Below are 24,626 nucleotides of genomic sequence, written 5' to 3'. Positions count from 1 at the left end.
CGTCTAGTGGAAGGCCTGATTCGCGGCGTTTTTCGCGACATTCGACGCGCCGTCCGCGCCGACTTTCTCGACCGTTTCCTTCGCGCGTCCGATCTCGATCTTCGGCATGAACAGCATCGCGACGACGGTGCCGAGCGCGGTCACGAACATCGCCGTGAAGGTCAGATGCAGCGAGTGATGCAGCACGAGACGGATCTCGTTGTTGGCCGCGAAGTCGCCGGGCACCGACGAAAGCAGTTGCTTCAACTGATCCGCGTGCACGGGCGGCAGGCCGTCCGTGTGGATGAGGCCGTAGTTCTGCACCGCGCCGAACACGGCCGCGCCAAGCGTGTTGCCGAGATTGCGCGAGAACAGGTTCGATGCGGTCGCGCTGCCGCGTTCGTGCGGCTGCACGATTTCCTGAATCAGGATGAGACACGACACGCTCGTGATGCCCATGCCGAAGCCCAGCACCGCCGAGCCGACGCCCGCCCAGACCGGGCTCGATTGCGGACCGAGCAGCACGAACGGCAGCGCGCCGAGCGGAATGAACACCGGGCCGATCATCAGGAGACGCCGCAACCCGATGCGGCTGAACGAGCGCGACGTGAAGGTCGCGCCGCTCGGCCAGCCGATCATCATCATCGTGAGCGCGAGGCCCGCTTCCACCGGCGTGCGATGCATCACGCCCTGCACGTACATCGGCAGGAACGTGGTGAGGCCCATCATCGCCATGCCGGCGAGCAGGGTCGCGACGTTGCTCGCCGCGATCGGCCGGTGCGACCACAGGCCGAACGAGATCATCGGATCGGCGGCGCGGCGCTCCTGAACCACGAAGCACACGCTGGCGAGCACCAGCACGGCGATCTCGGTGGCCACGCGTGCATTGCCCGCGTGGCCGGCGTCGGTGAGCGTCATCATCAGCGCGGCGACGGCCGTGGTGAAGAAGAACGCGCCCGCGAAGTCGATCGCCGGGCGGCCGTGGCGCTTTTCCTCGTGAAGGAACAGGATGAAGAGCAGGGCGGCCAGAATGCCGATCGGCACGTTGATCCAGAAAATCCACGCCCACGAGAACTGGCGGATCAGAAGGCCGCCGACCATCGGGCCGAGCACGGCGGACACGGCCCAGACGCTCGCGAGATAGCCCTGCACCTTGCCGCGCTCGCGCGCCGGATAGAGATCGCCGACCACCGTCAGCGCGACCGGCAGGATTGCCCCCGCGCCGACGCCCTGGATCAGCCGGAACACGATCATCGCGGGCATCGACCAGGCGAAACCCGCGAGCACCGAACCGATCAGAAAGATCGCGATGCCCGCGAGGATCGCCGGCTTGCGGCCGTACAGGTCCGCGAGCTTGCCGAACACCACCGTGAGCGCCGTCTGCGTGAGCAGGAACGACGAGAACACCCAGCTGTAGAGATTGAGGCCGCCGAGCTGCGTCGCGATTTGCGGCATCGCGGTCGAGACGATGGTGGCTTCGATTGCGACCATGGCCATCGAGGCCATGACCGCTGCAATGACGAGGGGACGAACGGTTTTTCTGGTCTGTGACATGCGGTGATGGAATGGCATATCGCGCGCCGCGCCGCTCGAAGAACGATGCGCGCAAGCGGGCCATGCTCGAAAGATGGAGATGCGGCGGCGACGCTCAGGCTTGCGGAATCCTTGCAGCCGAAGCAATGTCGCCGATGAATAAGCGCCGGATGCAATGTTATCCCGCTACGGGAATCGCTGCTCGACGAAGCGCGCGGCGCGCTCATTCAACGCTAATTCTTCGCGCCTACGCTTCTTTACGTGGACGGGCGGCGCGCTTCCCCGGCACTTCGCGGCCCGCTCCACGTTTCTCGACTCTCCTCAGCCCCTGGCGTCGGCCGTCATCGGACCGACGCCTTTTTTCTTCCGCGCGCTCAAGACGCAACGGTCACGCACATGTCGTCTTTCAGACCGAAATCTCCGGCAATGTCGCCTAAAATCGAACGGACTGTTGAATCGCCCCGTTCCTTTCCGAAGCGGCGGACCCGAATGATCAAATCACTGAAGAATCAACTCGTCGTCGCGCTCGGGCTGCTCGTGAGCGTGATCGGCGTCGTGCAGGGCGTGAGTTCGTATCAGTTGAGCCAGACTGGCATGAGCGCGCTGCTCGACATGCGGCTCGAACAGGTGGCGGCCCGTCTGCGCGAGGGACTCGCCGAAAGCCTGCCGAAGAATCCCTCACGCGGCACGCAGGACGAGCGCGACGTGGTCGCCGTCGTGTGGAAGCCCGGCGAGGATGTGCCGTTCCGCACCACCGACCCGTCGCTGCATTTTCCGCGTGACGCGCAGCCGGGCTTTTCCGGCGTCGACGTCAACGACGAGCACTGGCGCATCTTCACGCGCCAGGAGCCGACCATGACGATTCAGGTCGCGCAACGGTCGTCCGTGCGCCGCGAGATCACGCAGGAAGCCGCGACGCAAACGCTCTGGCCGATCGCCGTCCTGCTGCCGCTCGTATGGATCGCGGTTGCGCTCGTCGTGCGGCGCTCGCTGCGTCAGCTGAACGAGCTCGGCGCGGAGGTGCAGGCCATCGACATGGGTCATCTGCAGCCGCTGCCGACGGTCGGCGTGCCCACGGAGATCGAGCCCTTCATCCATTCGATCAACACGATGATCGAGCGCCTCGCGACATCGATCGAAAAGGAGCGCAAGTTCATCGCCGATGCGGCGCACGAACTGCGCACGCCGCTCACCGCGCTACAGCTTCAGGCCGACAATCTCGCGCCGCATATCGTCGCCGGCAATCAGGAGCGCTTTCAGGAACTGCGCAAGGGCATCGCGCGCAGCGGCAAGCTCATCGCGCAACTGTTGCGGCTCGCGCGCGCCGATGCGCCGGTGAACGGCGCGCCGCTTGCGCGCGTGGAGCTGTCGGAAGTGGTGACGGACGCCGTCGCCGACGTGCTGCCGATCGCCATCGCGCGCGGTATGGACATCGGCGCGGAGGAAATGGTGAATGCGCACGTGCGCGCGGTGGAGACGGACGTCGGCATGGCGGTGAAGAATCTCGTGTCGAACGCGGTGCGCTATACGCCGGACGGCGGCACCATCGACCTGCGCATGCGGCGTGACGGCGACATGGTGTGGATCGATGTGGTCGATGACGGCCCGGGCATCGACGAAGCACTGCTGCCGCGCGTGTTCGACCGCTTCTTCCGTGCGAATCCGGACGTGGAGGGCAGCGGCCTCGGCTTGTCCATCGTGAAGGCGATCGCCGCGCGCTACGGCGGCGACGTCACGCTCAGAAATCGCGCCGACGGGCACTCGGGCATCGTCGCTTCGATCGGCTTTCCCGTCGAGGAAGTCAGCGAGAACGCCGCCGTGCCGGCATTAAACACATAAGGATTTGCGCGCGCTTTTGCGCCGATTACAATGCATTCGCTGCGTGGCGCGAAGTGATCCTCGTCGATCGGAAAAGAATCGAAAAGACCGGTCGTGCGTTTCATATCCTTCGGCCGCATTCCGGGCGCGTGGCGCGCGCCATTCTCGCGACGCGCGAGGTGGAACATGCGAATTCTCCTGATCGAAGACGACGTGCAGATCGGCACGAGCCTCATGCGTGCGCTCAAGGACGCGGACTACGCCGTCGACTGGGTCCGCGATGGCAACGCGGGCCGCGAGGCGCTCGACGCCGCCGAATACACCGTGGTGCTGCTCGATCTCGGCCTGCCGGGCATGACGGGCATCGAGTTGTTGCGGCAGGCGCGCACGGCCGGCAATGCGACGCCGGTACTGATCCTCACCGCGCGCGACGATGTCGACACACGCGTTCAGGGCCTCGATCTCGGCGCCGACGACTATCTGCTCAAGCCCTTCAACATGCCCGAACTGCTCGCGCGCATCCGCGCGGTGCTGCGGCGCAAGGCGGGCTACGCGGTCTCGCGCCTCGGCGACGATTCCATCTGCCTCAATCTCGATCAGCGCACGCTCACCTGCGGCGAGACTTCGGGCGTGCTCTCCGCGCGTGAATTCGCGCTGATGCACGCGCTGCTCGAACGCCCGGGCACGATCTTCTCGCGCGATCAATTGGAGGACCGCCTTTACGGCTGGGGCAAGGAAGTGGAGAGCAACGCGGTCGACGTGCTGATCCATTCGGTGCGCAAGAAGTTCGGCGCGGGCGTGATCCGCAACGTGCGCGGCCTCGGCTGGACCGTGATGCTCGGGCAGGCGGGCCGTGAGGAAGCCAAGTAGCGCACGTTGCATGAGCGGCGCGGCTCATGGCTGATCGTGATGTCGCCCGAGCGCGCCGCAGAAGTACATGCTGTAGTCGTGATCCTGCGTTTCGACCTGGCGCATGCGGCGTTCGAGATCGGCGAGATCGTTCGACGACGCGAGATAGGCGTCGCGGAGATCGTCCGTCGTGCGGATGGAGAAGAGGTTGTCGATGGACTGCGAAAGACGTTCAAACATGATGTGCTCCCGTCGTTGAAAGAAGGCCGGTAAGAGTGGGGCCGACGGAAAGCAGGTTATGCCCCGCGAATTAGAAAGGAATGAGAGCTCGGTCGAGCGTCTTCTCATGCGCGAATCCGCTCTTCGCATGACGAAGCGTTCGCCAACGCACCGTGAATCGGATCGCACTGCGGGCAGGCACTGCCGCGCCGCACCATCCCGTGCTATCGTGCTTTTATAGGGGTGACGTGCGGGTTTCCATGCGAAACGCCGTGCGTGATTCGCGTTCGTCGATCGTCTCTCGTGAAGGCCGCCATGAACGATGTGTCTCGTATCCTCAGTGCCCGCGACCGCGTCGAGTTGCTCTGCTGGCTCACGTGCGGCAGTCTCGGCGCGTATTACCTGAACGGCGACTGGCCGGCCGCCTCGTTTCACGTGCAGGCCGCGCACAAATGGCTCGACCGGCATCAGCGGCTCGCCGACTGGCTCACGGTCGCGAAGCTCGCCGCCATCGCACGCGAGATCGCCACGCAGCATTGCGCGATGCTCGAAGCGGACTGGGCGCGCGAAGCCGTCGAGGAAATCCTCGACAGTGAAGACCTCAACTATCAATCGGATGTCGTGCGGCAGGTGTTCGACGATTGCCGCCGCGCCCTGGCAGAAAAGCGCACCCCGGAATGAACCGGCAATCGCACGCACCGGCAGGCTCTAGCGCGAATTACTGTATGGATGTACAGTAAGCCATTTTTATTGCCTGGCGGCACTGCCTCAGCATGTTCGGTGCGTTCGTTCCTGTCGATTTCGCTTTGAGCGCGTCTCGTCGCGCGGCGACACTCTGATCGCCGCAATGGACACGCCGTCTCCCGCAAACGCACCCGCACCGCGCCGCATCGCGCATCTCGACATGGATGCGTTCTTCGCATCGGTCGAGCTCCTGCGCTATCCGGAACTGCGCGGCATGCCGGTCGTGGTCGGCGGCGGGCGCAGCGCCACGCCCGAAACGCTGGCCGACGGCTCGCGCCGATTCAGGCGTCTGCGCGACTACGCGGGGCGCGGCGTCGTGACCACGTCCACCTACGAGGCGCGCAAGTTCGGCGTCTTTTCCGCGATGGGCATGATGAAGGCCGCCCAGCTCGCGCCCGACGCGATCCTTCTGCCGACCGATTTCGAGTCGTATCGCCATTACTCGCGGCTGTTCAAGGCGGCCGTCGCGACGTTCACGACGCAGATCGAGAATCGCGGCATCGACGAGATTTATATCGACGTCAGCGATCTTCCCGGTGAGCCGGCCGATATCGGCCAGCGGATGAAGGACGCCGTGCACGACGCGACCGGGCTTACGTGCTCGATCTGCATCGCGCCGAACAAGCTGCTCGCGAAGATCGGCTCCGAGCTCGACAAGCCGGACGGCCTCACCATCCTCACCATGGACGACCTGCCCACGCGCATCTGGCCGCTCGCCGCGCGCAAGGTGAACGGCATCGGCCCAAAGGCGAGCGAGAAACTCGCGGCGCTCGGCATCGTGACGGTGGGCGATATCGCCGCCGCCGATCCCGGATTCCTGCAAACGCACTTCGGCGCCACGTATGCCGCGTGGCTCGCGCGCATCGCGCAGGGCCAGGACGAGCGGCCCGTCGTCGTGAGCTCGACGCCCAAGTCGATGAGCCGCGAGACCACGTTCGAGCGCGACTTCCATCCGAAGCAGGATCGCGCGACGCTCTCGGCGGAGTTCACGGGTCTGTGCACGCGTGTCGCCGAAGACTTGCAGCGCAAAGGCTATGTCGGGCGCACGGTGGGCATCAAGCTGCGCTTCGACGATTTCCGCACCGTGACGCGCGATCTGACCGTGCCTGTCGCGACCGCGGATCCCGTCGAGATTCGCCGCGCCGCGACCGAGTGCCTGAAGCGCATCGTGCTCGATCGCCGGATCAGGCTGCTCGGCGTGCGCGTCAGTGCGCTCGCCGGGCGCGATGAAAGCGGTTTCGTCGAGCCGGTGCAGGTCGAGTTGCCGTTCGACGCCGGCAGCGACTGAGCAGATCGGCGTGTCGTATCGCTTCCGACAAGGCTTTATCGCACCGGCGCATAACGAAAGCTCGCATCCTTCGTTGCCGGCTGAATCGCCGCGCGTTAGATTGATAGCTTCCCCGAAGTTATCGATTCGACCGTGACGATTCAGACTGCTCCCGCTTCACTTGCCACATCCGGCGAAGCCGCCGATCAATCCATCGAGATTCGCAAATTCGACGCGCCCCTCGGCGCCGAAGTGATCGGGCTCGATCTGTCGAAGCCCTTATCGAATGCCGATTTCGCGCGCATTCACCGCGCGCATCTGGATCATCACGTACTCGTGTTTCGCGATCAGCGCATCACGCCCGACGAGCAGGTCGCGTTCAGCAAGCGCTTCGGCCCCTTGCAGATTCACGTGCTGCATCAGTTCGGGCTCGCGGGGCATCCGGAAGTGCTGATCGTGTCGAACATCGTCGAGAACGGCAAGCCGATCGGCCTCGGCGATGCGGGCCATTTCTGGCATTCGGATCTCTCGTACAAAGAGAAGCCCAGTCTCGGCTCGCTGCTGCATGCGCAGGAATTGCCCGCGCTCGGCGGCGACACGCTCTTTGCGAATCAGCATCTCGCGTGGGACGCGCTGCCTGCGCATCTGCGCGATGCGATCGAAGGCCGTTCGGCCGAGCACACGTATCTCGCCAAATACGCCGAGCTGCAACAGCGCAGCCCGTGGCGGCCCAATCTTTCGGCGGAGCAGATCGCGCAGGTCAAGCCGGTCACGCATCCGATTGTGCGCACACATCCGGAAACCGGACGCCGCGCGCTCTTCGTCAGCGAGCATTTCACGACGCGCGTGATCGGCCTGCCCGAAGACGAAAGCCGCGCTTTGCTCGCGGAACTGTTCGCGCACAGCACGCAGCCCGGGTTCATCTATCGCCATCAATGGCGCGAGCGTGACATGGTGTTCTGGGATAACCGCTCGGTCATGCATCTCGCGGCGGGCACGCCGGACGATCAGCGCCGCAAGCTGTATCGCACGACCATCGAAGGCGACGCGCCTTTCTAAACACAATATCGCTTGATTTACGGGGTTTTCGATGCATTCTCGATCAGGGAAGGGCGCGCTGCGCGCCTTCGTTGCCGCACTCGCGGTGTCGCTCGGCATCACGTCGGCGAACGTTCATGCCGAAGGCACCTTGCGCATCGCCGAGCAATTCGGCGTCGTGTATCTGCTGCTCAATGTCGCGCGCGATCAGAAGTTCATCGAGCAGGAAGGCAAGAAGGAAGGTCTCGATATCAAGGTCGACTGGGCGAAGCTGTCGGGCGGATCGAGCGTGAACGACGCGCTCTTGTCCGGCTCGGTCGATATCGCGGCGGCGGGCGTCGGTCCCTTGCTGACGATCTGGGATCGCACGCACGGAAGGCAGAACGTGAAGGGCGTCGCGTCGCTCGGCAATTTTCCGTACTACCTCGTATCGAACGATCCGCGCGTGAAGACCATGGCCGATTTCACCGACAAGGACCGCATCGCGGTGCCGGCGGTTGGCGTGTCGGTGCAGTCGCGCATCCTGCAATACGCGGCGGCGAAGCAATGGGGCGACAAGCAATTCGATCGCCTCGACAAGCTCACGCAGGCCGTGCCGCATCCCGATGCGACCGCGGCGGTCATCGCGGGCGGCACGGAGATCAACGCGCACTTCGGCAATCCGCCGTTTCAGCAGCAGGAACTCGCGGGCAATCCGAAAGCGCATATCGTGCTCAATTCATACGATGTGCTCGGCGGCCCGAGTTCCGCGACCGTGCTCTACGCGACCGAAAAATTCCGCAACGAGAATCCGAAGACGTATCGCGCGTTCGTCGCCGGTCTCGCCGATGCCGCGCGCTACATCACGCAGCATCCCGACGAGGCCGCCGATATCTATCTGCGCGTGAACAACGCGAAGATCGACCGCGATCTGCTCATCAAGGTGATCAAGGACCCGTCGGTGCAATTCAAGGTCGCGCCGCAAAACACGTTTGCGCTCGCGCAGTTCATGCATCGCGTCGGCGCGATCAGGAACGAACCGAAGTCGTGGCAGGACTACTTCTTCAGCGATCCGGCGACGAAGGACGGAAGCTGAACGAACGCGCTTATCGGCGAGCGCGAATTCGATATGCGCATTGATTGGTTCGCGTGAGAGGCGCGCGCCGGTATCGTGGTCGTTTGCAATCCAGCAGACAGATCATGGCCGCCAATCCCCAGGCGCTTTACTCACACGAAGCCGATCCTCAGGCTTCCACGAGCGGCAAACTTCTCAGCGCGAAGAACGTGACGCTCGAATACCGCACGCCCGAACGGCTCGTGCGCGCGACGCACGATGTCAGCTTCGACGTGTACGGCGCCGATCGCTTCGTGCTGCTCGGGCCGTCGGGCTGCGGTAAATCGACCTTGCTCAAGGCCGTCGCCGGTTTCATCGAGCCGGTCGCGGGCAGCATCGAAATCGGCGGCGAGCGCGTGCGCGGACCGGGCGCGGATCGTATCGTCGTGTTCCAGGAATTCGATCAGTTGCCGCCGTGGAAGACGGTCCTGCAAAACGTGGCCTTTCCGTTGCGTGTCGCGCGCAAGCTCGGACGCGCCGAAGCACGTGAGCGCGCGCTCCATTATCTCGACAAGGTCGGCCTCGCCAAATTCGCCGATGCCTATCCGCACACGCTTTCGGGCGGCATGAAGCAGCGCGTCGCGATTGCGCGCGCGCTCGCGATGCAGCCGCGCGTGCTCCTGATGGACGAACCCTTCGCCGCGCTCGACGCACTCACGCGCCGACGCATGCAGGAAGAACTTTTGCGCCTGTGGAGCGACGAGCGCTTCACCTTGTTGTTCGTCACGCATTCGATCGAGGAAGCGCTCATCGTCGGCAATCGCATTCTGCTGTTGACGCCGCATCCTGGCCGCGTGCGCGCCGAACTGAACAGTCATCAATACACGCAGGAAAGCATGGGCCGCGGAGAGTTTCAACAGAGCGTCGCGCGCATTCATCGTCTGCTGTTCGAAGAGGAGGCAGCGCTTTGAGTACGCCGCATCTGATCGCGCCGCCCGTTCGGCCCGAATACGAAGTCACGCCAGCCGCGCCCGCCGGTATCGAACATGAAACGCCGCTGCCGCTTTCGAAGCGGCTCGCGGATCGCACGTGGCTGCGCAAGTCGATCATCGCGCTCGTGTTGATCGCGCTATGGGAAATCGCCGCGCGCGCCGTCGATAACGATCTCCTGCTGCCGACCTTCAGCGCGACCTTCGTCGCGTTCGTGCAAGGCATCGCATCGGGCGAGCTGATCGAGAAGGTCGGCATTTCGATGTCGGTCTTGCTGCGCGGCTATGCGCTCGGCGCGGCGCTCGCGTTTCTGCTGACGTCGCTTGCGGTATCGACGCGCATCGGCCGCGACAGCCTTTCGATGCTCACCGCGATGTTCAATCCGCTGCCGTCCATCGCGCTGTTGCCGCTCGCGTTGCTGTGGTTTGGCCTCGGGACGGGAAGCCTGCTCTTCGTGCTCGTGCATTCGGTGTTGTGGCCGCTCGCGCTCAACACCTATGCCGGCTTCCAGGCGGTGCCTTCGACCTTGCGCATGACGGGCCGCAACTATGGCCTCACCGGCATGCGTCATGTAATGCTGATTCTCGTGCCCGCCGCGATGCCGTCGATTCTCGCGGGACTGCGCGTGGGTTGGGCATTCGCGTGGCGCACGCTGATCGCGGCGGAACTCGTGTTCGGCGCGAGCTCGGGCAAGGGCGGCCTCGGCTGGTACATCTTCCAGAATCGCAACGAGCTTTATACGGATCGCGTGTTCGCCGGGCTCGCCGCGGTCATCGTGATCGGGCTCGCGGTCGAGCATCTCGTGTTCGATACCGTCGAGCGCGTGACGGTGCGTCGCTGGGGCGTGCAGCAATAAGCTTCGATCAATCTTCGTCGCGAATGAAGTCGATGAACGCGCGCAGCGGCCCCGGCATGTGCGCGCGGCTCGGATAGTAAAGGCGCGGGCCGGTGAAGCTCTGCCACCACGGCTTGAGCACCGGCACGAGTGCGCCGCTGTCGATGGCCTCGCGCACGAACTCGTCGAACGTATAGACGAGACCCAGCCCGGCGATGGCCGCGCTTCTACTGATCTCGATCGACGACGTGACGAGCGGACCCTCCGGCGCGATGCGTATCACTTCCTTGCCGCGCACGAATTCCCATACCGCAAGCACGCCGCTGTCGAAGCGATGCCCGATGCACGCGTGATTCACCAGATCGCGCGGATGCTTCGGCTCGCCATGCGCCGCGAGATAGGACGGCGCGGCAACCGCGACGAAGCGCTGCGTGCGCGGCCCGATAGGCACCGCGATCATGTCGCGCTCGATACGCTCGTCATAGCGAATGCCCGCATCGAAACCGGCGGCGAGCACGTCGATGAACATATCGATTGCGCTGATTTCCAGCTTGATGCCCGGATGCGCCGTCAGAAAGCGCGCGACGATCGGCGGCAGGATTTCGCGCGAGACGATCCTCGGCACGTTCAGGCGCAGCGTGCCGGTCGGGCTGTCGCGAAAGCCGTTGACGGCATCGAGCGCGCCCGCGATTTCCGCGAAGGCGGGCGCGAGGCGCTCGATCAGCCGCTCGCCCGCTTCGGTCGGCGTGACGCTGCGCGTGGTGCGATTCAAAAGGCGCACGCCCAGCCGCGTTTCGAGCCTGCGGATCGCCTCACTCAGCGACGACGCCGACACGCCGCGCAATAGCGCCGCCTGTCTGAAGCCGCGCGAGCGGGCGACAGCCAGAAACGCGTGAAGGTCCGACAGATCGGGTTCGCTCATGATTCGCTCATTGTTCGCCAGGGCGCACAGCCCATTCGCATTGAGACGGATTATCGCACGGGTGATTTGCTCCCATAATCCTCTCCATCGCCCGCATTCGCGGCGCACGTCCTTCAGGAGAGAACGAACATGGAACAACGCAGACTCGGCAAGACCGGACCGCAATCGTCGGCCATCGGGCTCGGATGCATGGGCATGTCGGGCATGTACGGGCCATCGGATCGCGCGGAGAGCATCGCGACGATTCACGCGGCGCTCGAAGCGGGCGTGACGCTGCTCGATACCGGCGATTTCTACGGCATGGGCCACAACGAGATGCTGATCGGAGAGGCGCTGAAGAGCGCGCCGCCTTCGCGCCGCGATTCGGCGATTCTCAGCGTCAAGTTCGGCGGCATGCGCGACCCGGCGGGCAATTTCATCGCGTTCGACGGACGTCCCGTCGCCGTGAAGAATTCACTTGCCTACACGTTGCAGCGGCTCAACGTCGACCATATCGACATCTACCGACCCGCGCGGCTCGATGCGAACGTGCCGGTCGAAGATACAGTGGGCGCCATCGCCGACATGATCGGGGCGGGCTATGTGCGTCACGTCGGGCTCTCGGAAGTGGGCGCGGAGACGATCCGCAAGGCGGCGGCCGTGCATCCGGTGTGCGATCTGCAGATCGAATATTCGCTGATCTCGCGAAGCGTCGAAGACGCGATTCTTCCGGCGTGCAGGGAACTCGGCATCGCCGTCACGGCATATGGCGTGCTGTCGCGCGGACTCATCAGCGGGCACTGGAACAAGGACGCCGCGCAATCGGGCGACTGGCGCGCGAACAGTCCGCGCTTTCAGCAAGGCAATGTCGAACGCAATCTCGCGCTCGTCGATGCATTGCGCACGATCGCCGATGCGAAGGGCGTGAGCGTCGCGCAGATCGCGATTGCGTGGGTGCTGGCGCAGGGCGATGACATCGTGCCCGTGATCGGCGCGCGCCGCCGCGATCGTCTGACGGAATCGCTCGGTGCGCTCGACGTGACGCTCACGAAGGACGAATTCGCCGCGATCGAGGCGGCGGTGCCGAAGGGCGCGGCGGCAGGCGATCGTTACGAGGCCGTGCAGATGGCGCATCTCGACAGCGAGAAGAAATAGGCGTCATCGCGCGCTGCGTGCGACACGATGGTCGATTCGTCTTTGGCTGGTGCGCGACGAAAGCGGAGTGCGGTCGCTGGTGAAGTTTTCTAGTCGCACCGACCGCTTCAACAATCCCGATCGTTTCCATTTTCGCATTCGAAACGCACCTTTAGTTCGAGAGTCGCAATGTCATTTTTCAACGAAGAGAATTATTTTAAATCTCCATTGACTACTTCATGAACCGATGATATTTTCCTTCATCGTTAAAGAAGAACGAAAGATCGATACGCAGGAGATAATAAAAGAGAGGACTGCGACCATCGTCGCCTGGTGTTTTCGCATATTCGAAGAACGCAAGGCTCCATATGTTCGCGTGACTGGCCCTTGGTCTCGCAGAAGCGTTCGTAGAAAAATTCATTGTGCCTGTACCGAGTGCCTCGCGGTTAATCTATTAGTAAGCTCATCGATCCGGTTGACAGCATCATCTTCAATCACATGGAATCGGTTTCCTACCCTATGCGGGCAATAGCGCAGCAAATAAGTTGTGATGTCAGGCACGCCCGGGCCGCGAGCCATGCAATGCGATGCAATGAAGGCGTTGAGATGAAACAGCCGTGCGCGACCGATATAGCTCTTCCTCGAAGACTGGAATTAAGACTTATCGGATTGCCAAGACTTAGGCTGATAGTGCTCGGATTGCTGATGCTTTTCGTTGCGACACTGCCGGCGGCCGTGGCGCTTTCATTTACGCCTGATTATGAGGTGGGAGGTGCTGGTTTTAGTAAACAAAATATTTTCAGAATGATTATCTGGGGATGCTTATTGGCGCCATTGCTCGAGACAGCGATACATCAGTGGGCTTGTCTACGCCTTTTGGAGAGATTTCGTGTCGCCGCTCCGAATGCAATTCTCGTTTCATCGCTCGTTTTCGGAGCTGCGCATTACTATAGTTACTTGTACGTGATGACTGCTTTCTTCTGTGGCGTTGTTCTCGCTACTGTTTTCATGGTCGAGCGCAAGAAGAACGGTGCCCCTTTTTGACCACACTGGCCGTACACGCGTTGAAAAACTCTATTGCTTCGGCGTACCTGTTGCTGAGCTGACTGCCCTCCAGGTTGTTCGCGAGATAAGCTAAAGCGGTGAGAGTTCGCGTTCGCTTCCATAGAACGAGTCGGCCCATCGCGTGAATCTCGCGCGGTGCGCGACATATCGAATGGCAACACACACATTACAATAGGAGACGTTCATGGAGACGAACTGGAAATTGATTCGCGATGCAATCAACACAGCCATCGATAGCTGCGAGCATCTTGAGCGGACGGGATACGAAGAAAAGCATCGCGGCAACACTGTGATGGTCGGCAATCAAGCGGTGAGTGTGTACGAATTCCTCGAGAGCGCTCGGACAATCGCCGAGAACACGCGGTATGAGGTCATCCGGGCTCGCTACGATAAAGGTGACGACCTCCCGTACATTCCGGAGACGTCACGGATTCTCGTTGCGGTTGCTCAAATGTGCGCCGAGTTGGTCGCCGGAGGTCAAACTCCGCAGGAGCACGAAACGTACAGAGCGTGACCGAATGGTTCCGGGATCACTTCGACAAGAATATTAAAGAGGCTGTCGGCACACCCGGGACCGCCGCTTGACATTCCGTGGGTATGTGCGTCGGAAGCCCTATCTAAACCCAGACTAGACAAAAGCAAGAAGAGCAAGACGCTCTATCACGTCAAGGACGTGGCGGCGATTCATTCGCAAAAGATCGGCAATGCGTCGCGAACGATCGATACGTGGTATGAAGGCGCGGAGGAGTTCGGTCCGATCGCGGTCGAGCCTTACGGCTCCGTCACCACGCAGGAAAAGGCATATCGTCCGCCCAGGAAGCGGGACTTCTATACGCTGCTGGATGACTGGATGCTCAGGAACAAACCGTCGACGGAGCAGCAACATTTTTTGATAGCCGTGCTGATCCGCGGCGGCGTATGCGGCGCTGCGAGTTGACGCCCCGACGACTCACTGTATCGATATCACGTTGCTGCCCGACCCGGAGTTCAGTCATGCGCATCTGCTCGGTGCGCTCGTGGCCAAACTTCATCGCGCATTGGTGGGGCTGGAGGCCGAGGACATCGGAATCAGCTTTCCGCAATATAGTTCGCGTCCGCGTTCGCTGGGCGGTGTGCTGCGGCTTCACAGCGATGAAGCGGGTCTTGGGTCGTTGATGGCGTGGGCGTGGCTGCAGGGGATACGGGACCACGTGAAGGTCACCGAGGTTATGCCGGTCCCGACGGAGACGACGCACCGCCTCGTGCAACGGCGGCCGAAGCGGCAGCGGCGATTCCGGACAGCGTGAAGTGTCGCCCCGATCTGCCTTATGTGCACGTGCGTAGCGCGAGTACGGGGGAACCGTTTTGCTTGTTCGTCGAGCAAGTGGAAACGTCAAGCAAGGTGCGGGGGACGTTCAATCGCTATGGATTGAGTCAGGGCGTAACTATGCCGTGGTTTTAAACCCTGTTTGGGACCGGCTCTTGGAGGCTTTGTAGATCAAGGGCTTAGGAGCGGGTCGAGAATTTAGGTAGTTGAACGCAGACGGAGTTGTCTTAGCTAAGAATCAAGGTGATGCGGCTTGTCGGGCCTAGTTCGCTGTTGCTTAGGCAGCTGACAAGCCGGTGCTTCTACGCACGACGGGCGAAGAAGCGTTTGCTGCCGCGTAGGCAGCTGAAAAAACCATTCATTTCTTCGCGAGCTGAAACGGTTAGTGGTCTTTGCCTCCATGACGAGTGCCTTTCAGAGACGCTCTTGGGTCACAGCACCCACTCGGTTTCGCGAATGTCCGCCTTGCTCAGCCAGCGGTTGCGCGGCATCACTACCCATTAATCTTCCAGTTCGTGCGACGCTTTTTGCTCGGACACTTCGTTATCCGAAAATCAAAGCGAACTCACAACAAAGCCGCGGTGTCATGCATCGGCATCGGTCGCAAACAGCGCGAGATAGTCATCGGGGTTGACTGCTTGGCCGCCCACGCGCACTTCGAAATGCAAATGCGGACCTGTCGAGCGGCCCGTCGAGCCGACCTCGGCGATCAGCTCACGCGGCTGCACCCGCTGCCCCACCCGCACCTCTATCTTCGAGGCGTGTGCGTAACGCGTGATAAAGCCGTTGCCGTGATCGATCTCCACCGTGTTGCCATAGCCGGGCATGCGTCCGGCATGGATCACGCGACCGCCGGCCGCCGCGAGGATCGAGGTGCCTGTCGGCGCGACCAGATCCATGCCTGGGTGGAAACTCAGGTGGCGCGTGAACGGATCGAGGCGGTTGCCAAAGGGTGAGCCGGTCCGCCCGAGCGCGAGCGGACGGCGGCCCGGGAAGGCCTCCAATGCCGCTTCGTGCTGCGCGGCGCCCTGTTCGACGGCGGCAAGCGTCGCTGCCAGGCAGTCAAGATTGTCACAGGTGATTTGCGGATCTGGATGCGCGTCGGTTGCTTGACAAGGCCGGGGCGGCAGTTCGGGACCACCCGCCGCGTTGCTGTAGCGAGTGCGCGCCGATGCCACCGCGTTGGTGGGAATTGCCCGCAGTGACTGCGCGCGCAGGCGTTGGTCAAATGCGCTGAGAGTGTCGAGCTGCGCGGCGAGTCGCTCCACGCGCGCGTCCAGCGAGGCGTTCGCGGCCTGCAAACGAGCGACCTCGCCGCTCGTGTAAGGGGAGGCGGCGGACGTCCTCGCGGACTCGTAATGGACACGCGGCGTCTGAACGCCGTAACGCGCCAGTGCAAGGCCGACAGCCAGCGCGAGCACGGCCACCGAGCACGCGGTGCCGACAATGGCGCGCAGCGCGCTACGCCGCATCACGACGTACAGATCGTTTTTCGAGCGCGAGACGACTGAAGCCACCCTTACCTCCCAGCAACCAGTGAGAATTTTGAGATGGTAAGAGCGCGTCGGATATCCCTCTATCGGACAAATCAGATAATTTTGGGATGGGCGCGTATAGAACCGCAATTGCGCGGCGACAAAGAGACCAGTCCAAGCCGAGCTTCGATTACCGCACCAGGGCCCCCTCGTGAGGAGCTTGTTTCCCGATGACGCGCTCGGTCGGCTCGGGGGCTCGTCAGCGCATTCTCTAGCCGCGCCATATCGAGATCGTTCTGGCTACCGTCGATCCACTTCGCGTCTCAATGAGCCGCCGCCAAAATTGCCAGCATCCACTGAAGCGGCGATGGTTCAGCCCAGCAGACGCAGATCGCGCTGCAAAGGGGCGATCCGCGCGTGCGCCTCGTCATAGTCGATCAAGTCGTGGCGATTGGCATGAAGTAGCGCGTGGGCCGAGTCAGGACCACGCGCAGCGGCAACTCGATGCGAATTTCCGACGCACCCCTCGCGGCGATCCAGACTGCGGAGCCGTTTCCCTATCGCGGTGCAGGGACTTTCAGTTTGATAGCAGCGAGATACGGAATATCGCTGCCCGGTTCGTGAAAGAACACCCGCTGTTCGAGCGACGCGACGGTATGAAAAGCGGCGGGATTGTCGATGCGCAATTGTGCGACGACGGCATCGATAGCGGCGATTCGCTCACGGTCGTCTTGCTCTCGCGCGATGGCTTTCATCAGAGCGCTGCGCTGGCTGGATGTCAGATACACGTTATCTCCTTCTCATTGTTTGAGCCGCGAGGCGCAGCGACGGCGATCAAACCATCGGCAGTGGTCGCTAGAAACCGGAAGCGCATCGCAGTGGAGCAAAAATTCTGCTGATGGGAGCATTGGCGTCCCATCGGATAACACTGAAACATTCGTCACGATGTTTCTTGCTCAGCAGCTTGAGCCATGTCGTGGCTTCACGTTCGGCGGCGTCATAAGGTGCTCGCTGCCGAAACTCATCGATCTGATTTGGAAGACGCAGACAAGCCGAGCGCCGCCCGCCATATCCGCAACGGGGCGTTCGATGTTCAGGGTGCTAATCGCGTGCGATTCCGCGAGCGAGGGGAATTGCCACTTGGCTTGAAGGGAACGGGCGACGATGACAAGAACGAGCAGATCGCGGCGATCAGGACGAGCCGCGCATCGTCGGATCGAAGCGCAGCAGGAGGCCCTGTTCACCGCGCCGCTGTCGCGCCTGTCGAACGTGATTCAGTTGTCGCTGATCGGCGCGATCGGTCCGGATATCGGCTTCAGCTACATGCCGCTCGCCTTTTGATCCAATGAGATCATGACCGAAGGAGCGCGAACACGACCCATTAAGGGCCGACCTGTGGGGCAGGACGCTTGAGCGGATCGTGTCCCGGTATCGCGCCGACACGGACCTATCGCGCAGCCGCAGCCGAAGCGCCTCCCGTATCGACACCATTCGACGCCGCATCAATCCCGCCGCCGAGCGCCAGATACAGATTCGCGAGTTGCATGCGCTCTTCGCTCTGCACGCGCACCAGCCCGGACCGTGATGACGCGTAGGCGAGCTCCTGTTGAGTCACCGCGACGAGATCCCCCGAGCCGATCCTGTAACGCACCTGCTGCAAATCGAAGAGCTTTGCGTTGTCCGAAACCGCGCGCGCGAGGATGGTCTCCCGCTCGCGCAGCGCACTCTCGGCGGCAAGCGCATTTTCCACTTCGCCGAAGGCCTGCAACGCAACCTGTCCATAGCCGGCGAGCGCCTGATCCTGTTCCGCGGTTCGATATTCCGCCTGAGCCTTCAAAGCGCCGCCACGGAAAAGCGGCAACAGGATGCCTGCGCCGACACTCCAGCTCGGGTTGTCACGATCGGCGAGCAGAAACAGCTCGCTCGACACACTCAGAAGACCCGCGCTCAGTGTGACGCGTGGCAGCCGCGCGGCATCGGCCTGGCGCGCGAGATCGAATGCGGCCGATATCCTCCGCTGCGCAGCCACTATGTCCGGTCGACGCTCGAGCAAATCGGCGGGAACCCCCGTGGGCAGCACCGGCGGCAGCGGACCGAGGCTGGCAGGGACCGCAACTTCGGCCGCCGGATAACGTCCGAGCAGCAACTCAAGCGCGCGCAGCGACTGCTCGCGTGCGAGCTTCAACTGCCGCGCGGTATCGCGATACGACTGCACCGCCGCTTGCGCGCTCGTCACCTCGATCTGCGAGCCTTTGCCGATGCGCAGGCGATGTCCCGCCAGGTCCCGCAATGCATCGGCGTGGCGGACCATGTCATTGGCGATGGCGTATTGCATCTGCGCTTCGATTGCACCGAACCATGCCTTCACGACCAACGCGGCGATCGACTGGCGAGCGTAATCGGCATCGGCTTGTGCAGAGGCATATTGATCCTCGGCTGCGCGCGCGCCGTAGCGTACGCGTCCCCATAGATCGATTTCCCACGAAGCCGATACGAGCCAGCCCTTGAGTCCCGAGCCGTCACCGCCGAGCTTGCCGCCCGGCCGGGCGAGAAAGCTGGCGGCCGGATAGAGCTCACCGCCTGCCACCTTGACGAGGGCCGCCGCCTGCGCAACGCGCGCGGCCGCAACCCGCAGGTTCGCGTTATACGCGATCGCCTCGTCCACGAGCGAGTTCAAGGCAGGATCGCCGAAAGTGTCGATCCAGTCGGCGCGCACGAGACCAGACGTGGCGCCCTGCGCGGTCCACGCCGCGGGGACGTGCGCGTTGCTCAGGCTGTCGCGCCGGATGTCCGCGGCATCCGGCGGGTTCTTCAGCGAGCAGCCGCCGCCAGCACCGAGCAGCAACGCGATCAGGAGAAAGCAGCGCGTGCGCACCGTCACACCTTCAGCACGAGGTAGTTGATATACGCGCCGACCCGGATGATCACCTTGCGCAGAATCTGGATCTCCTCGATATGGTCAATGTAGATTGCCGCATGTCCACGCGCACCGGCGGCGAGGAAGACCTCACGCTCCCTGTCGTCGAGTTTCAGCCGCACCGCGAAACGCGCGGCCGGCGTCGGTTCAGTGCCGGTAATCGGAAGCGTGCCGCTCGGTGTGAGCTGACCCTGGCCCTGCGCCCACACGACCGATACCACGTGCGCTTTCAGCACCTTCCCCGGTATCGTCTGAAGCGCGATCTCGGCTTCGTCGCCAGGGACAACCATCCGCAATTCGTTCTGTGCGAACAGAGCGATCACCTGATAATCGTCCTCGACAAAGCTCAACGCCGGGTTTTGAAGAAGCGGCGTCACGATCGAGCCCGGCCGCAACTGCAGATTGATCGCGACGCCGTTGGCCGGTGCGACGACCGTCGTCTGCGAGAGATCCCATCGCGCGGATTCGAGCTGCGCGCGAATCTGCGCGACTTCGGCCTGATCGTTGTCGACGGTCGCGTTCAGTAGCGCGCGCACCTGCGCTTCCTGTGCGCGTGCGGCGGCGAGGTCGGCTTGCAGCGACTTCAGATTTGCCTCCGCTTGCTCGAGAGCGAAACGATCGCCGGCGCCATGATCGACAAGCTGACGGTTCTCCGATACGCGCCGCTTCGCGAGATCGATTTGCGCGCGCACGGCATCGCTCTTCGCGGTGGCGGCCGAGAGGTCTTCGTTGAGCTTCTTCGCCGAGCCTTGTGCGTTCACGAGCTGCGCTTCGAGCGCCTTCACTTGCAGGTTAAAGGGCGTCGGATCGATCTTGAAGAGCACATCGCCTTTTTTAATCGGCGTGTTGCCCGTGATCGGCACCTCGACGACACGGCCGCGCACCTGCGGAACGATTTGCACTACGTAGCGGATGACGCGCACGTCTTCCGATGCAGGTGCGACAACGTTGAGCGTCAGAATCAGGATGGTGAGCGCGATGATCGGCAGAACGATCGTGATCGAACCGGTAACGATATTCCAGGGCAGCCACCTGAACTTTCCGAAAATGAGCCACGCGATCGTCGCGTAGATGGCAAGAAGTAGGATTTCCATCAGGCTTCTCCTGCTCCCTTGGCGTTGTGTGCAGGCGGTGGAGCATTAGACTGAAGCGCCTCTAGTTCGTCGCGGGCGCGCCGCAGTTCCGGCGGCAGAATGCGTCGAGCTGCGATGCTGTCGAGTTCGCCGAGGATATAGCCCAGCTCATCGCTGGGTAGTGTGCCGAGCCTTGCCCGGTGGACGGCTTCGAAGAAGAAGTCATCATGCTTATCGGTGCCGTAAGCCATGCGATAGCCAAGCGGTTTGAAATACGTCCAGAGCCATGCAATCGGCCAAAGGAGACCGCCGAATACCAGTGAGAGAAAGCACAACATCTGGATTGCTTCTTTCTGCGGATGATGACGCCTCTCCGCAATCTTTTCGGGCAGCACGTGAATGAGTAAAAGGATCACTACACACGCCACTGGCACAACGCTAATAACGAAGATGGCTAGCCAGTCTGCGATTTTGTCCACCGTTTCGCTGGACGCATGGGCAAAGCCAGAAGAAGGAATGCATGACAGAAGAACGCCAAGAAGCGTGAGATTGGCCTTCATCGCGGTCGAAACCCCCAAGGATCGCTCGTTGACTACCGTCAGTAATCGGTGTCTCTGAGCGTTTATGTTCATTCTTGCTACACGCCACAAACGAATACGCTGGTGGTGACCTGAAGCTTTGTTCATCAATATCACAGTCAATGCACGACGAAAAGGAGCCGGGCGGGGGCGGCCACAAAAAGGCTTGGCTGCGATGAAACGGACAAAGGGAAAGTTCCATTCGACGTATGCCAACCAAAGCGTCGATCTGAGAAACCACCTCGATCATTTACTAGGACATTCAAAAAAACGTCGATGAAACGAAAACAGTAAAAATCGACGTAACCTCGTCGTGGCGTTTATTGCGAGTCGCGAATAGCCTTTGGTGCAAAAGTGAAATGAAGTACTATCGTTGTCACTATGCGCCAAGCTAATACCAAGTCGTTGGACCTGAATCTGCTTGCAGTCTTCATGATGCTTTGGGACACCCGAAGCGTGACGCGAGCAAGCGATCGGCTGGCATTGACACAGCCTGCGGTCAGCCATGCGTTGCGTCGCTTGCGTGACGCAACCGGCGACGAACTGTTCGTGAACGCGAAAGGTGGTCTGGTGCCCACGTCACGAAGCGAGGCACTGGTAGGCCCCGTCAGAGAAGCACTCGAAAAGATCTATGGCGCCCTTCGAGATGAGGAAACATTTGTTCCCTCGCTGGCCCGAAGAGAATTCAATATCGCGGCGGGCGATCTGGTGGAGTTTTCGTTCATTCCCGAGTTGGTCGAACATATCCGGCAGCAGGCGCCCGGCATCGTCGTTCGGCTGGGACCTGTCCCGGAAGAAGGGCTCGCGTACCAGCGTCTGGAGTCAGGCGATCTCGATGCGGTCATCAGTGGTCAGCCCGTCAAGGAGATGGGAATTCATGACGAGACCCTCGCGCAGATCGACCTGCTCACCCTCGTCTGGAAGCGCGAAAACCTGAGCAAGCCGCGGTTTCCTCTTGCCTTGTATCTGAAGCGGCCCCACGTGGTGATCCGGTTACCGGATCGACAGGGATCGATCGTCGATCAGACGCTTGCGCAACGCGGTTTGCAGCGGCAAATCGGTGCGGTGGTGCAGAACTTCATGGCAATGCCGATGGTCGCCGCCAGAACGGGATTCATCTGCAATGTCCCTAGTCGCATGGCCGGCACATTCGCAGAACTGTTCGAACTGAGTGTGCACGAGCCTCCCATCGCCTTCGACACATCTCCGCTGTTCATGTCGTGGCATAGACGATTCGACGCGGATCCCGCGCACGCGTGGTTCCTGGATCAGATCCGGTTCGTCGTTTCCGTAGCGTGAGGCGGACGACACTCACGCAGGGCGAACGTGCTCGACTTCGACAGCTCGAGCCGTTTCCCCTTCGCGCGTCACTCACCACTTCAGCTAAGGGATAACGCGACCTCGACGGGCCTTGCGCCTGCGCTCGAGCTCATTCCCGACATCAGTGATTTCCCTTGCTCCCACGCGGCTCATCGTGCGCATTTCCATGCGGGCAATCGGGTATTAATCGTGTGCATGTGACAAATTAGAACACTTCATTTTACTTATGTTTGTGTCGCTGATGTTATGTAGGCATTGAGCAAACACAACAAGGAGACACACATGAGTCACACAGTCCCTCTCTCGATGGGCTGGTTCTGCCCCACGCTCGGCGACACGAGCGCATTCGGCGATCCGTCCAAGGCCTTCCCTCAGTCGATGGAGCACTTCGAGCGCGTCACGCGTGCCGCCGAAAATGCGGGTTTCGACTACATGCTGGTGCCGGTCACCCCGTACTGCTGGGATGCGTGGGTAGCGGCGTCGTTCGTCGTCAGCCGCACTTCGAAGATCAAGGCTCTCATCGCGGTCAAGCCCGGCTTCATTCATCCGGTCGCTCAGGCGAAGATGATCTCGTCCTTCGATCAGATGTCGAACGGGCGCATCTACATCAACCTGATTGCCGGCTTGAGCGAAAAAGACGCCATTGCCGAAGGGCAACTCGGTTCTAAAGAGGCGCGTTACGAGCAGCTCGAAGAAGAGGTCGTCATCATCAAGAAGCTGCTGTCGGAAGAGCAGGTCGAGTATTCCGGCAAGTACTACAAGGTCGACAAGCCGCTGATCATTCCGAAGCCCGTGCAGCACCCGCATCCGCCGATCTTCCTCGGCGGCGGCTCGGAACAGGCAGCCGAGATCTCTGCCCGCCATTCGGCCGTGCATCTTTTCTGGGGCGACTATCCGGAGCGCATCGCCGAGCAGGTCAAGGAGATGCGCGCCCGTGCCGCGAAGTACGGCCGTGAAGACGAGTTGCGTTTCGCCATGCGCTTGCAGGTCGTTTGCCGCGAAACCGAAGACGAAGCATGGGAAGCGGCGAATCGGTTGATCGAAGGCGCGCAGGGCTGGAAGGACCAGGCCACGAATCTGAGCGCGAACATGAATTCGGTCGCCAACCAGCGTCAACGTGAACTGGCGCAGACGGTCGGCAGCAAGATGACGCCTCATCTGTGGACCGGCATCACCGAAGTGCGTCCCGGTGCGGGCGTCGCTGTAGTTGGCAATCCGCAGCAGGTGGCCGCGCAGCTCCTGGAGTTCGTCGACGCGGGTTGCAGCGGATTCTGCCTCTCGGGTTATCCGCACCACGAAGAAGCCGAGCGCTTCGGACGTTTGGTCATGCCGCTGCTGACGCGGTAACGAAAGCACATCGAAGCAAGACATTACAGTCCCGGTCGGCACGATCAAAACAACTAATCGGCCGGGACATAGAGACGGAGACAGATATGACTACGGCAGTCGATGCCAAGCAATTTCGTAAAGCCCTCGGTTCATTTACCACGGGCGTTACGATCGTCACCACGAAAGGTGAGGACGGAAAAGACTACGGATTGACGGCGAACAGCTTCAACTCCGTTTCGATGGACCCGCCCATGGTTCTCTGGAGCCTCGGAAAGAAATCTTCCAGCTTGCCGGTCTTTGCGGCCACCGCGCATTTCGCGGTGCATATCCTGGCGGCTGATCAGGAACGCTTGTCGAATCAGTTCGCGAAGAGCGGAACCGACAAATTCGCGGGCTGCAAGCTCGCACGCGGCGATGGCGACGTCCCGTTGCTCGAAGGCTGCTCGGCACGGTTCGAATGCCGCGTGGTTCACCAATACGAAGGAGGCGACCACGTCATCTTCGTCGGAGAAGTCACGAACTTCGACAGCTTCGAGCAGCCGCCACTGGTTTTTCACGGAGGGAACTACGGTTTGGTGATGAAGAAGGCTGAGGACGCCGCCGACGCGAATTCGAGCTTCGGTAACGGCTGGCTCGGCTTTTTGCTGGCTCGCGCCTATTATCAATTACTGATGCCGGTCAGGCAGAACCTGCGCGGCAATGGCCTGCGCGATATCGACTACGACATCCTGACCGTGCTGAGCATGGGCGATGGAAGAACGATTGCGGAACTCGATCGACTCGTGTCGATTTCCGGCTCGCGTGTGTCGGACGGCGATATTCACAAGCTCGTGGAGCGCGGTCTCCTTACGCTCGGAGTGAACGGGGACGGCGAGAGCGTGGTGTGCTTCACCGAAACGGGCCGCACCTACGTTTTCGAGTTGCTGGCTATCGCCAAGGCGGCGCAGAGCGATGCGGAACGTGACCTCGACTACCGCGAGGCGCAAGTCATGACGCTGTTGCTGAAGCGCGTGATCCGTTCGACGGCAGCGACACTGCCTGATCATTGGCAGAAAGATCATTTCTGGCGGGCGAACAATCTTTGGAACGATCCCGTAGCGTCCGACACGGCATGACTTGCTGGCGTCCCAGCAAGGATTCAAATCCACCGAAAGTCGCGTTCATCCACGCGTCGTGATAATCGCCAGACTGATACTTAATTAACGCCCGACTGATCGCCAATA

24 protein-coding genes and 1 pseudogene are annotated in these 24,626 nt (G+C 61.7%); 17 read left to right on the top strand and 8 right to left on the bottom strand.

Annotation, left to right across the window (positions count from 1 at the left end; genetic code table 11):
• Positions 1-3 precede the first annotated feature (3 nt).
• Positions 4-1,533, bottom strand: a complete 1,530-nt coding sequence (locus IAG25_RS13270) for an MDR family MFS transporter (RefSeq protein ID WP_187605264.1) — start codon at positions 1,531-1,533, stop codon at positions 4-6.
• Between the two features lie 468 nt (positions 1,534-2,001).
• Here IAG25_RS13270 and IAG25_RS13265 point away from each other — a divergent pair, with 468 nt between their 5' ends.
• Together IAG25_RS13265 and IAG25_RS13260 are read left to right on the top strand one after the other, a co-directional pair.
• Positions 2,002-3,351, top strand: a complete 1,350-nt coding sequence (locus IAG25_RS13265; RefSeq protein WP_187605263.1) for an ATP-binding protein — start codon at positions 2,002-2,004, stop codon at positions 3,349-3,351.
• Positions 3,352-3,516: 165 nt separating this feature from the next.
• Positions 3,517-4,200, top strand: a complete 684-nt coding sequence (locus IAG25_RS13260) for a response regulator transcription factor (RefSeq protein WP_035510151.1) — start codon at positions 3,517-3,519, stop codon at positions 4,198-4,200.
• A 24-nt stretch (positions 4,201-4,224) separates the two neighbouring features.
• On the opposite strand, the gene IAG25_RS13255 is transcribed toward IAG25_RS13260, so the two are convergent.
• On the bottom strand, positions 4,225-4,419 hold the full coding sequence (locus tag IAG25_RS13255) for a DUF3563 family protein (protein WP_187605262.1): 195 nt from the start codon (positions 4,417-4,419) through the stop codon (positions 4,225-4,227).
• A gap of 294 nt (positions 4,420-4,713) precedes the next feature.
• Between IAG25_RS13255 and IAG25_RS13250 the strand changes: the two genes are divergently transcribed.
• The 6 genes from IAG25_RS13250 (at position 4,714) to IAG25_RS13225 (ending at position 10,326) form a co-directional block, all read left to right on the top strand.
• Positions 4,714-5,079 (top strand): hypothetical protein, encoded by a 366-nt coding sequence (locus tag IAG25_RS13250; protein ID WP_035510125.1) that lies wholly within the window; start codon positions 4,714-4,716, stop codon positions 5,077-5,079.
• Positions 5,080-5,245: 166 nt separating this feature from the next.
• On the top strand, positions 5,246-6,430 hold the full coding sequence (gene dinB, locus IAG25_RS13245) for a DNA polymerase IV (RefSeq protein ID WP_187605261.1): 1,185 nt from the start codon (positions 5,246-5,248) through the stop codon (positions 6,428-6,430).
• Positions 6,431-6,562: 132 nt separating this feature from the next.
• On the top strand, positions 6,563-7,468 hold the full coding sequence (locus IAG25_RS13240; RefSeq protein WP_187605260.1) for a TauD/TfdA dioxygenase family protein: 906 nt from the start codon (positions 6,563-6,565) through the stop codon (positions 7,466-7,468).
• A gap of 31 nt (positions 7,469-7,499) precedes the next feature.
• Positions 7,500-8,522 (top strand): ABC transporter substrate-binding protein, encoded by a 1,023-nt coding sequence (locus IAG25_RS13235; protein ID WP_187605259.1) that lies wholly within the window; start codon positions 7,500-7,502, stop codon positions 8,520-8,522.
• 104 nt (positions 8,523-8,626) lie between these two features.
• Positions 8,627-9,451, top strand: a complete 825-nt coding sequence (locus IAG25_RS13230; protein ID WP_187605258.1) for an ABC transporter ATP-binding protein — start codon at positions 8,627-8,629, stop codon at positions 9,449-9,451.
• A complete protein-coding gene (locus tag IAG25_RS13225) occupies positions 9,448-10,326 on the top strand; it encodes an ABC transporter permease (RefSeq protein ID WP_187605257.1) in 879 nt (292 codons plus the stop codon). The genes IAG25_RS13230 and IAG25_RS13225 overlap by 4 nt, the downstream gene beginning before the upstream one ends.
• 7 nt (positions 10,327-10,333) lie before the next feature.
• On the opposite strand, the gene IAG25_RS13220 is transcribed toward IAG25_RS13225, so the two are convergent.
• Entirely contained in the window at positions 10,334-11,227 is an 894-nt protein-coding gene (locus tag IAG25_RS13220) for a LysR family transcriptional regulator (RefSeq protein ID WP_187605256.1), read from the bottom strand.
• Positions 11,228-11,356: 129 nt separating this feature from the next.
• Between IAG25_RS13220 and IAG25_RS13215 the strand changes: the two genes are divergently transcribed.
• The 5 genes and pseudogenes from IAG25_RS13215 (at position 11,357) to cas6f (ending at position 14,846) form a co-directional block, all read left to right on the top strand.
• On the top strand, positions 11,357-12,361 hold the full coding sequence (locus IAG25_RS13215) for an aldo/keto reductase (protein ID WP_187605255.1): 1,005 nt from the start codon (positions 11,357-11,359) through the stop codon (positions 12,359-12,361).
• A gap of 585 nt (positions 12,362-12,946) precedes the next feature.
• A complete protein-coding gene (locus IAG25_RS13210; RefSeq protein ID WP_187605254.1) occupies positions 12,947-13,384 on the top strand; it encodes a CPBP family intramembrane glutamic endopeptidase in 438 nt (145 codons plus the stop codon).
• Between the two features lie 205 nt (positions 13,385-13,589).
• Complete coding sequence (locus IAG25_RS13205) at positions 13,590-13,919, top strand: hypothetical protein (RefSeq protein WP_255503671.1); 330 nt, start codon at positions 13,590-13,592, stop codon at positions 13,917-13,919.
• A 15-nt stretch (positions 13,920-13,934) separates the two neighbouring features.
• Positions 13,935-14,342 (top strand): type I-F CRISPR-associated protein Cas7f/Csy3, encoded by a 408-nt coding sequence (locus IAG25_RS42510; protein ID WP_187605612.1) that lies wholly within the window; start codon positions 13,935-13,937, stop codon positions 14,340-14,342.
• Positions 14,343-14,373: 31 nt separating this feature from the next.
• Positions 14,374-14,846: pseudogene (gene cas6f / locus IAG25_RS13195) on the top strand (type I-F CRISPR-associated endoribonuclease Cas6/Csy4).
• A 449-nt stretch (positions 14,847-15,295) separates the two neighbouring features.
• Here cas6f and IAG25_RS13190 read toward each other — a convergent pair.
• Together IAG25_RS13190 and IAG25_RS13185 are read right to left on the bottom strand one after the other, a co-directional pair.
• Entirely contained in the window at positions 15,296-16,228 is a 933-nt protein-coding gene (locus tag IAG25_RS13190) for a M23 family metallopeptidase (RefSeq protein WP_187605253.1), read from the bottom strand.
• Between the two features lie 515 nt (positions 16,229-16,743).
• A complete protein-coding gene (locus IAG25_RS13185) occupies positions 16,744-16,941 on the bottom strand; it encodes a hypothetical protein (RefSeq protein WP_187605252.1) in 198 nt (65 codons plus the stop codon).
• Between the two features lie 409 nt (positions 16,942-17,350).
• Between IAG25_RS13185 and IAG25_RS13180 the strand changes: the two genes are divergently transcribed.
• Positions 17,351-17,527, top strand: coding sequence for a hypothetical protein (locus tag IAG25_RS13180; protein WP_187605251.1), 177 nt, complete (start codon positions 17,351-17,353; stop codon positions 17,525-17,527).
• A 106-nt stretch (positions 17,528-17,633) separates the two neighbouring features.
• Here IAG25_RS13180 and IAG25_RS13175 read toward each other — a convergent pair whose 3' ends face one another.
• Genes IAG25_RS13175 through IAG25_RS13165 form a run of 3 tightly spaced genes read right to left on the bottom strand, consistent with a single transcriptional unit; the run spans position 17,634 to position 20,970 of the window.
• Positions 17,634-19,061, bottom strand: a complete 1,428-nt coding sequence (locus tag IAG25_RS13175; RefSeq protein WP_187605250.1) for an efflux transporter outer membrane subunit — start codon at positions 19,059-19,061, stop codon at positions 17,634-17,636.
• A gap of 2 nt (positions 19,062-19,063) precedes the next feature.
• Positions 19,064-20,197 (bottom strand): HlyD family secretion protein, encoded by a 1,134-nt coding sequence (locus IAG25_RS13170; protein WP_187605249.1) that lies wholly within the window; start codon positions 20,195-20,197, stop codon positions 19,064-19,066.
• Complete coding sequence (locus IAG25_RS13165) at positions 20,197-20,970, bottom strand: DUF3302 domain-containing protein (protein ID WP_255503668.1); 774 nt, start codon at positions 20,968-20,970, stop codon at positions 20,197-20,199. The genes IAG25_RS13170 and IAG25_RS13165 overlap by 1 nt, the downstream gene beginning before the upstream one ends.
• A 189-nt stretch (positions 20,971-21,159) precedes the next feature.
• Between IAG25_RS13165 and IAG25_RS13160 the strand changes: the two genes are divergently transcribed.
• The 3 genes from IAG25_RS13160 (at position 21,160) to IAG25_RS13150 (ending at position 24,518) form a co-directional block, all read left to right on the top strand.
• Positions 21,160-22,053, top strand: a complete 894-nt coding sequence (locus IAG25_RS13160; RefSeq protein ID WP_187605248.1) for a LysR family transcriptional regulator — start codon at positions 21,160-21,162, stop codon at positions 22,051-22,053.
• A 303-nt stretch (positions 22,054-22,356) separates the two neighbouring features.
• Positions 22,357-23,421 (top strand): LLM class flavin-dependent oxidoreductase, encoded by a 1,065-nt coding sequence (locus IAG25_RS13155; RefSeq protein ID WP_187605247.1) that lies wholly within the window; start codon positions 22,357-22,359, stop codon positions 23,419-23,421.
• Between the two features lie 86 nt (positions 23,422-23,507).
• Entirely contained in the window at positions 23,508-24,518 is a 1,011-nt protein-coding gene (locus IAG25_RS13150; RefSeq protein ID WP_187605246.1) for a flavin reductase, read from the top strand.
• Positions 24,519-24,626 lie beyond the last annotated feature (108 nt).

Source organism: Caballeronia sp. EK (assembly GCF_014384845.1).
Classification (GTDB): Bacteria; Pseudomonadota; Gammaproteobacteria; order Burkholderiales; family Burkholderiaceae; genus Caballeronia; species Caballeronia jiangsuensis.
The sequence above is the reverse complement of the archived record's forward strand: the minus strand, read 5'-3'. Positions and strand labels throughout refer to the sequence as shown.